At 36.1% G+C, this 7,816-nt stretch carries 6 protein-coding genes; 1 reads left to right on the forward strand and 5 read right to left on the reverse strand.

The features are described from left to right. Positions 1-15 precede the first annotated feature (15 nt). Positions 16-2,205, reverse strand: coding sequence for an ATP cone domain-containing protein (locus PLJ10_10605; GenBank protein ID HOK10098.1), 2,190 nt, complete (start codon positions 2,203-2,205; stop codon positions 16-18). A gap of 168 nt (positions 2,206-2,373) precedes the next feature. Here PLJ10_10605 and PLJ10_10610 point away from each other — a divergent pair, with 168 nt between their 5' ends. After that, positions 2,374-4,722 (forward strand): LysM peptidoglycan-binding domain-containing protein, encoded by a 2,349-nt coding sequence (locus PLJ10_10610; protein HOK10099.1) that lies wholly within the window; start codon positions 2,374-2,376, stop codon positions 4,720-4,722. Between the two features lie 25 nt (positions 4,723-4,747). Here the strand turns inward: PLJ10_10610 and PLJ10_10615 are convergent, their stop codons facing one another. The 4 genes from PLJ10_10615 to PLJ10_10630 form a co-directional block, all read right to left on the reverse strand. Next, positions 4,748-5,428 (reverse strand): HD domain-containing protein, encoded by a 681-nt coding sequence (locus PLJ10_10615; GenBank protein HOK10100.1) that lies wholly within the window; start codon positions 5,426-5,428, stop codon positions 4,748-4,750. Between the two features lie 6 nt (positions 5,429-5,434). Next, positions 5,435-6,250 (reverse strand): glycerophosphodiester phosphodiesterase family protein, encoded by an 816-nt coding sequence (locus PLJ10_10620; GenBank protein ID HOK10101.1) that lies wholly within the window; start codon positions 6,248-6,250, stop codon positions 5,435-5,437. A 17-nt stretch (positions 6,251-6,267) separates the two neighbouring features. Beyond that, positions 6,268-6,870 (reverse strand): hypothetical protein, encoded by a 603-nt coding sequence (locus tag PLJ10_10625; protein ID HOK10102.1) that lies wholly within the window; start codon positions 6,868-6,870, stop codon positions 6,268-6,270. Positions 6,871-7,070: 200 nt separating this feature from the next. Beyond that, on the reverse strand, positions 7,071-7,816 hold a 746-nt coding region (locus PLJ10_10630), incomplete at its 5' end, for a DUF5011 domain-containing protein (protein HOK10103.1).

The following is a 7,816-nucleotide window of genomic DNA, read 5'->3' on the forward strand; positions in this document are numbered from 1 at the left end:
ATTACTTTATCGTCCTTACTCTGAAGGGACAAAACGAAACTCAACAGGTATAAATTCTTTATTTTCCTTAGCAAACAAATCTATTACTTCACCTATAATTAGGCTATCCCAAACGCGTTGAGGGGATAATGTTACAGTTAGACTTTTATCAAAATATGTACTTAAAGAAAATAATTTTGAGAATTGTGGGATAAGTTCTTCCGAATGGTAAAAAACTAAAGGTGTTATTTCATCTGTATAACAGGGTGAAAAATGAAAAGGCTGGTTATGTGTGAACAAAGAAAGTAGTTCAGGACAATCATCCGTGTCTTTACGAGCCAGTCGTTGTAATACATAGATATTTTTTTCTAATGCAATCTGGATATTTATGCTTTTTCCACGTATACATCCATCAGCCATCCGTTTTATTTTTTTCAACATTACTTCTGCATGCTGTAGTAACTCCAAAGGTTTCATAATAGACTGCTTTTTGGTCAATAAGTAAATAGCCTCCTGTATGCCACAAAGATTTAATACCATAGGGTATGCTGTAATAGTAGTTGGGGCGGATGTATTTTTCAATATTTGATTCAATAGCAATTTCCAGATATTCTGTTGAGACTGTTCAATAGACGTAACGAAAAACCTCATTTTTTCTTCACATGCCTGAATAGCGAGTAAAAGTGTGCTATAAACAGAAGAATAAAAATCATCAGGCGTAGTATTGTTATAAGCAATTCTGGCAAGATTTATGGTGACTGACCACGTATCTAATTCTGTTTGTAAATCAAATTTATTATAATCTACAAATTGTAATGACACTGGGATAGAATGGTCTTCTACACAAGAAACAAGGTGTGACCAGAACACAGATGAGGGTTTTATTGTCATAGGGAGGTCAAATCGCCAAAATAGCGATGTGGTAGCATTATTATTTGTCCTTGTTTTATCTGAAAAAATACATTCTAAAATATCTACCATTAAATCTTGAGCAACTGAAATATAGCTGGAATAAGTAGTACCTAAATTCTTACCTTGATGACCAAGCACATACGTATCCATCCATCTTTTTGGCAAATACCAATCCAAGACAACTTTCATATCTGCAGTTCTATCGCCATGTTTCTCTTGGGACATTATAAAAGAGGAAAGCCAATCCTTGTAATCAGTTCCTTCGAGCCCTTTGATAAACGGAGTAATAATCCAATTAAATCCCCACCAATAAATATCTCCATAGAAATAATCTACACAATGAAGATGAATCTCTTTTAAGGCGTTCCAGAAATCTCCAGGACTTTTTACTGCCTTGTTTTCTTTCCTTCTCAATGCCCATATAAGATATGTGGGTAATTCCAAATTCATAAATCGGTCTGGTTTGTCTAAAGCATGGAGATAAATAATACCTTCTTCATGAGCGTCTATACACTCGGCTGAGAATATATGCACACGCGATATTTGCTCTTTAACTTTCTCTCCTAAATGAACATCTGTTTTATCTGGCGTCCCTTCTTCATCAATCCCATGAATTAATATCTCAACACACTCATCAATAGGCAGATTCAAATACTTACTCTTATAGTTATAGATTATCCCTTCTTTTTTTAGAATATGATAACAGAGCTCGTTTAAAAACTCCTTGCTTGGTGAATGTATTTGCAGTTGGTCAAGTATTGTCAATATATGCTGAGAAACTTTCTCATACATAGTTATATTCAGATTCAAAGGGTTCAATATCTGCTCTATTTCTTTGTGTACTTCTTCTATTTTTTGATTGATAAGTGGTGTAAAATTAGTCGTCTTATCGTGTATTTTCTTCTTTCTGGAACTATGAATAAAAGTCTCCTTTGCTTGTGATGCGAATTTCTGCTGTAAATGTTTCTGGCGTCCATATTCAGTATACATTTTCAACGCCTTTTTCAAACCCATCTCTTGCAAAGCCTGAGTTGTAAGCGAATAAATCTCCTCAGTAGAAACAATTGCTTCAAGGCCATGGCATTCCCTCAAATATGTTTTTATAGCAGTTGCAAGACTGTATTCCAGTTCATTCTCAGTCATTTCCCCAGATTGAAGTGCCTTTTTTATTGACTCTGACAATTTCTGGAGGCTAAATGATTCAATATGTCCATCCCTTTTTTTAACACGTAATGCCCCTTGCAAAGGGATTGAAGGAAAACCAAACAAATCAAATAATAAATCGCATTTATTTTGTTTTTTAGGTGCTTTCATATACTTTCTTCTTTTGTGTTTTAGGGTTATATTTTATCAATAAAAAGGTGCAAACTGGAACTGGGAAAGTAGTCGTTTCTTTATTGAAATGGAGTGAGATTCTCATTTATTATGCTTATATAGAACATATATACACATAACTGAACCTGAATTTATGGAGGGTTAGAAATGGAACCGATGGATTTAAACGTGAAGGTGTATAAAAAACAATCACCATTCCGCATTGTTTTCATATTTGCATTAGGAGTTCTTGTCGGGTTTGCCTTGTTCTATATTTACTCCCAATTCACAACACCTCCTACCAAGGAAATACTGTTACAACCACAAATTGCCAAACAAGAACCAAAGGAAACACCTAAAGAAGAACCTTCAATAACAAAACCTACTGAAAATAATGAACAAAAAATTATATCCGAATTAAATAATACAGCACCGTTTATCTACATTATCGATGAAGAAAAATTCTCTGATGAAACATTGGGAGTTTTAAAGCAAATTAGACCTGTTGGTGTTGTTATAAGAAACTATCAAGGTGGTTTAAATCACGACCGACTTGTATCTATTATAGATAAAATCAATAGTGCCTTGTACACCGAAGGGCAATCCTTACCTCTAATAGCAATTGATTTAAATTTAAGCCAAATTTCAACATTCCCTCCATTTAGTGATTTACCGAAACTTACAGAATTTAACACATCAACAGATACATCAAAAATAATAGAGGCGGGAACGCTTTACGCTCAAAGGGCAAGAGATTTGGGAATCTCAATGTTTTTAGGACCTATGATTGAATTATACGTTGCAGGACGTGTTCCAGAAACGGAGAAGCCAAATTATATCGGCGACACTACTGAATTAATCCAATGGGTAGGAATTTCTTTTATACAAGGAATCTGGCAAGGTAACGTTATTCCTGTCGTTACGAACTTCCCGAGCAAATCCCTCTCAACAAAGAAAGAAATCGATTCGCAAATAACGTATGCATTAGAAGTGGATAGCCAAGGAGGAGATTTAAATCAGGCAATCTCACAATTAGGCACATGGCTCTTCCCATTCTCAGAAGCTATTCATCAAAAGTGCCCTGCTTTATTAGTATCTCATGTGGCAATTCCACTTTTAGATGATGAATCTCCAAACATGCCAGCATCCATATCACAAAAAATTATTCATGGGCTAATCCGAGAGAAATGGGCATACGATGGATTGATTATTGCAGACGATATATCTGAATACCCACTACACACAGGGGAAACGCTTCCAAATATTGCTTTGCAAATGGCAGGTGTTGGCGTGGATTTGATTTGCGTTTCGATTTCAGATATCGATACATTAACCCAAATACGCGACATCATTAACCAGAACATCTCTTATGAAGCAAAAGAATTAAGAATAAAAAGACTTACCAACTTAATAATGTCTGTCTCACCATTACCGAAAAAGGAAACAAAATCCGTTCCACATCCAGAACCACCCGCCACGGTTACCCCTGCTGAAACAACAATCATTGCGCAAGCTACCGAAGGGAGTGCTCAACCTACCTCAACAGAACAAACCGCAACTGTCCCATCTCAACCTGAAACACAAGAGCAAACTACTACCGTAAATACAGAACCACCTAATATACCGCCAGAACAAGCCAGTAGTACCACTCCTGAGCCTACACTATCAGAATCACCGATTTCTACAGAACCTCCTAAGGAAGAACCTGCTGGAGAAGTAAAACAGGAAAAGCTTAACCAGGACTTATCGCAAATTGTCGGAGAAGCTAAGAAGCAAGAAGATGTCCAAAAGAAGGAATTGGAAAAAGAAACTGTAATATCATCATCTTCACAAAAAGAAAAACAAGAGAAAAGTGAGGATAAAACAGAACCTGAAAAGAATATTCAAAAACCTAAAGAAGAAAAACCAGAAGTAGTACAAACGAAAAAACAAAAACTGCCTCAACCTCCAGGAACAAAGGAAATACGACATCAAATAGCACGAGGTGAGACATTATTTAGTATTGCACAAAGGTATGGAGTTAAACCCAAAGATATTATTGATTGGAATGGGATTGACAATCCAAATTTAATTAAATACGGGTTAAAACTCGTCATATATGTACCAGAAGGAGCAAATATATCCCCTTCACAAACAAAACAGCAAATACAACAAAAGAGCCCTGTTTCTCCAAATAAAAAGAAGGAATCTGAACTATCGCCAATTTCTGTACCAGAGATAAAAGAAGGAGATAAAGCAATATCAGAGCCAATCACTGGAATTGAACCTATTGAGCCTAAAACAGAAGATAAAACTGAACAGAATGACAACAAAAGTACAACCAATCAAATTCCACCCAATACAGGTGACACATTTATTTATATTGTTAAACATGGAGACACATTAGAAACGATTGCAAGGGATACACGTGTGTCCAAAGAGGAAATTATTCAACTAAACAACCTCAAAAAACCATATTACCTGCCTGCTGGCAGAAAGCTAAAAGTACCTCGTGTTCCTAAAGTTAGTTTTAAATAACATAGGTATACTGTAATAAAGGATATTAAATTCTTTCTTCTGTTATATACAAATAGTATCTTTGTAATTCTAAAAGGATAGGGTGTGTCCAGTTTGATTTTAAGGCATGGATAATCTCCCGATAATACCAAAGAGAACCTTCTTTCCCTCCATTGAATTTTTCCCAGATATTATCACCCCCACGGCACAAATCCAAGTAGGTCGTATATAAGTTATGCCACTTATCACAGGCTACAATAAGCTTCACCTCAGGTGGAAGATAATAACATTGTGAGATAAATTCCTGTTTCCTTTGTTTCCATGGTTTTTTAGGATAGGTAAAAGAATCAGAACAGTGCCTCACATATAACGCTACCTTTTTACCAAAGTTTTTAAAAATTACCCCTAATAGAGTAAAAGTATATTCGCTTGCCTCTATATTAGTTAGTAAAGATAATAAAAACTGTTTTTCGTCTATTTCTAAATTTATAATCTCAACTCCATCTAATACTTGACTCGCCCATTGTGTATTCTGGTCTTCGATAGAATCATGTAATAATCCCGCAATAAACTGGTCTTCATCCCCCCCTTCTTCCAAAATCTTGCTGGCAACAGCCAACAGATGTGTTATATAAGGGATATCCCTCCCCTTTCGTTTCTGTTCTTTATGAAGCATTAGGGCAAGATCTATTGCAGACAGTACCCTCTTTTGATCCAGCTGAATCATGAATGCTCAGTCCTTTTTATTCCTTTTATCTAAAAACGTGATTAGTTTATCAGGATGGTCGGTTTGTATTCCATCGACACCCCAATTTAAAGATTCTTCCCAAGATTCAGGACCAGCATCATCCATAAAAACTTTGGCTCCATACTCATGACACATTTCCACAAACGTAGGACTGCACGACTTAAAATCAGATGCTATTACTGGCGGTTTAAACATTTCCAGCACATATTTTAAATGTTTTTCTGGTCCAGGGTCAGGCATAATAAAACAACCAGGGCAGAGTTTTTTTACCGTTTCTAAATCTTTCCTCCCCCCATACCAAACAACCCGATATTTCATATTATATGATTCAAGTTTATCCAGAACCTTGACAGGGTCAACACTTTTCATATCAAGGTAAAGTCCGACCTTGTCTTTACATAAGTCTAATATTTCATCAAAAGTGGGTATACGCTGGTCTGAAAATTCTGAACCAACCCGACTACCGATATCTATTTGTTTCAATTCTTTTAATGTAAACTGTGAAATGGAGCCCTTAACTACATCTGTGTAATCATCTATTTTACTATTATGAACACTTATTATTTCGCCATCTGCTGTTGTTCTTAAATCAACTTCAATAAAATCCACATCACACTCAATCGCCTTTTGATAAGCAATCAATGTATTTTCGGGATATCCTTGATGAAAACCGCGATGTGCAATCACATAAACACCCCCATGTTTCGGAGGTGGTAGCGATGGTTTACCTTCATCTGCAAAGAGAAAATGAGGTATACTCAAAACAAAACTGATAATAAAAAAACCTATGACCCGCTTCATCAATACAACTCCATAAATTACTTGGTTAAACTGATTCCTTTTTTTCTATAATTGAATCTTAGAAGAATGCACAATAAAATGAAAAGACATAAGAAATCTACTTTATCTATATGATTTTTTGAAGTAGCATCACCACACCCGAAAAAATAAAATGCTTTGGGTTTCTTTTTTCCTATACCTCTTATATTAATCTCCGCATTTTGATTATCCGAAGCAACTACTTTTACTTTGGCTGTATATTCTTTCTCTTTAAGGGGTATAAATTGAACTTTAATGGTCGCTATTTGATTTTCAGTAAGTGAAAAACTTGTATCACCAGAAAGGAAAAACACCTCCTCTTCCTCCCCCTCTTCCCCTTCCTTCCTATGTTCACCTTCCTTTTGAGTATTTTCTAATTCCTCTTCGGGTTTCTCTATTGTGGCTGAACCTAATAAGGTTCCCTGACCTGTATTCATTATATATATATACTTTTCAGAGGTATTCCCAATTTCTACAACACCAAAAATATATTCATACTGCGGGTCAGGTTGAACCGTTAAAACAGGTCCTTCACCATAAGCCTGTATAAAAAATAAAATAGACCAACAAAGAAAATGAATTGCCAGAATTTTTGTCTTCATATACTTCTCCAATAAATTATTTGCTATTTAGTAACTTATTTTCCTCTTATATATAATTCCTTTTTACTATAAATCGTTCATTTATTCTAATAAAAATAAACAAGCAATAAAAACTTCGGATATATCGAGTCATGAAAGGAAATCCCCACATCTCATTGAGATGTGGGGATTCAAATTGCCTTTTTACATCTGTGTGACGTTTATTGATTCTTTGCCCTTCTTCTTGTTGCAAAGAATAACATAGCACCTGCTGTTAAAGTTATGAACAGGATATCACCTGCATAACCCGTCGTATTGTCCACAGGCGAACAGGAAATGATAAATCTCCGTTTCGGTTTCTGTCCTTCACCGACAATGTCAACATACTTATCTTCTGCCTTGACACCATCATTGACTGTCAATTTCACTTTGCCATTATAGGTTCCCGCTTTCTTCGGAGCAAACACGACATCAATCGTCTTTGTTTCACCTGTTCCTACACTTAAGGTACCGGAATCAGGTTTTACAACGAAAACACCATTTGCTGTATCTTCTACAGAAATAGTTACGTTTACCGCAACATTGCCCTTGTTCACCAACAAGACTCTCCTCTTATATGACTTGTTAATAGGCTGTTCGCCGAAGTCTACCTTTTCAGGAACGATTGTTAACTTACCTTCTTCAGGCTGAGGTTTAGTAACATCCTTCACAATAACTGTTCGTGTCGCCGTTGCTGTATTGCCGGACGCATCTTTTGCTGTGTAAGTCAATGTATACTCTTTAGCCACACTTGTATCCACAGTTCCGGTAACAGTAACCTGTACATCACCTTGACACTCATCTATGGCAGTTGCGCCTGGGTCTGTAAATGTCTCACCTTTATTAATCTCTATTTTTGCTCCACCTTTTAACGTTATCACCGGTGGCTTTGTATCCACAACCTGAACTGTGCGTGTCGTCGTTGCTG

Origin of the sequence: Candidatus Hydrogenedens sp. (assembly GCA_035361075.1) — a bacterium.
Classification (GTDB): Bacteria; Hydrogenedentota; Hydrogenedentia; order Hydrogenedentales; family Hydrogenedentaceae; genus Hydrogenedens.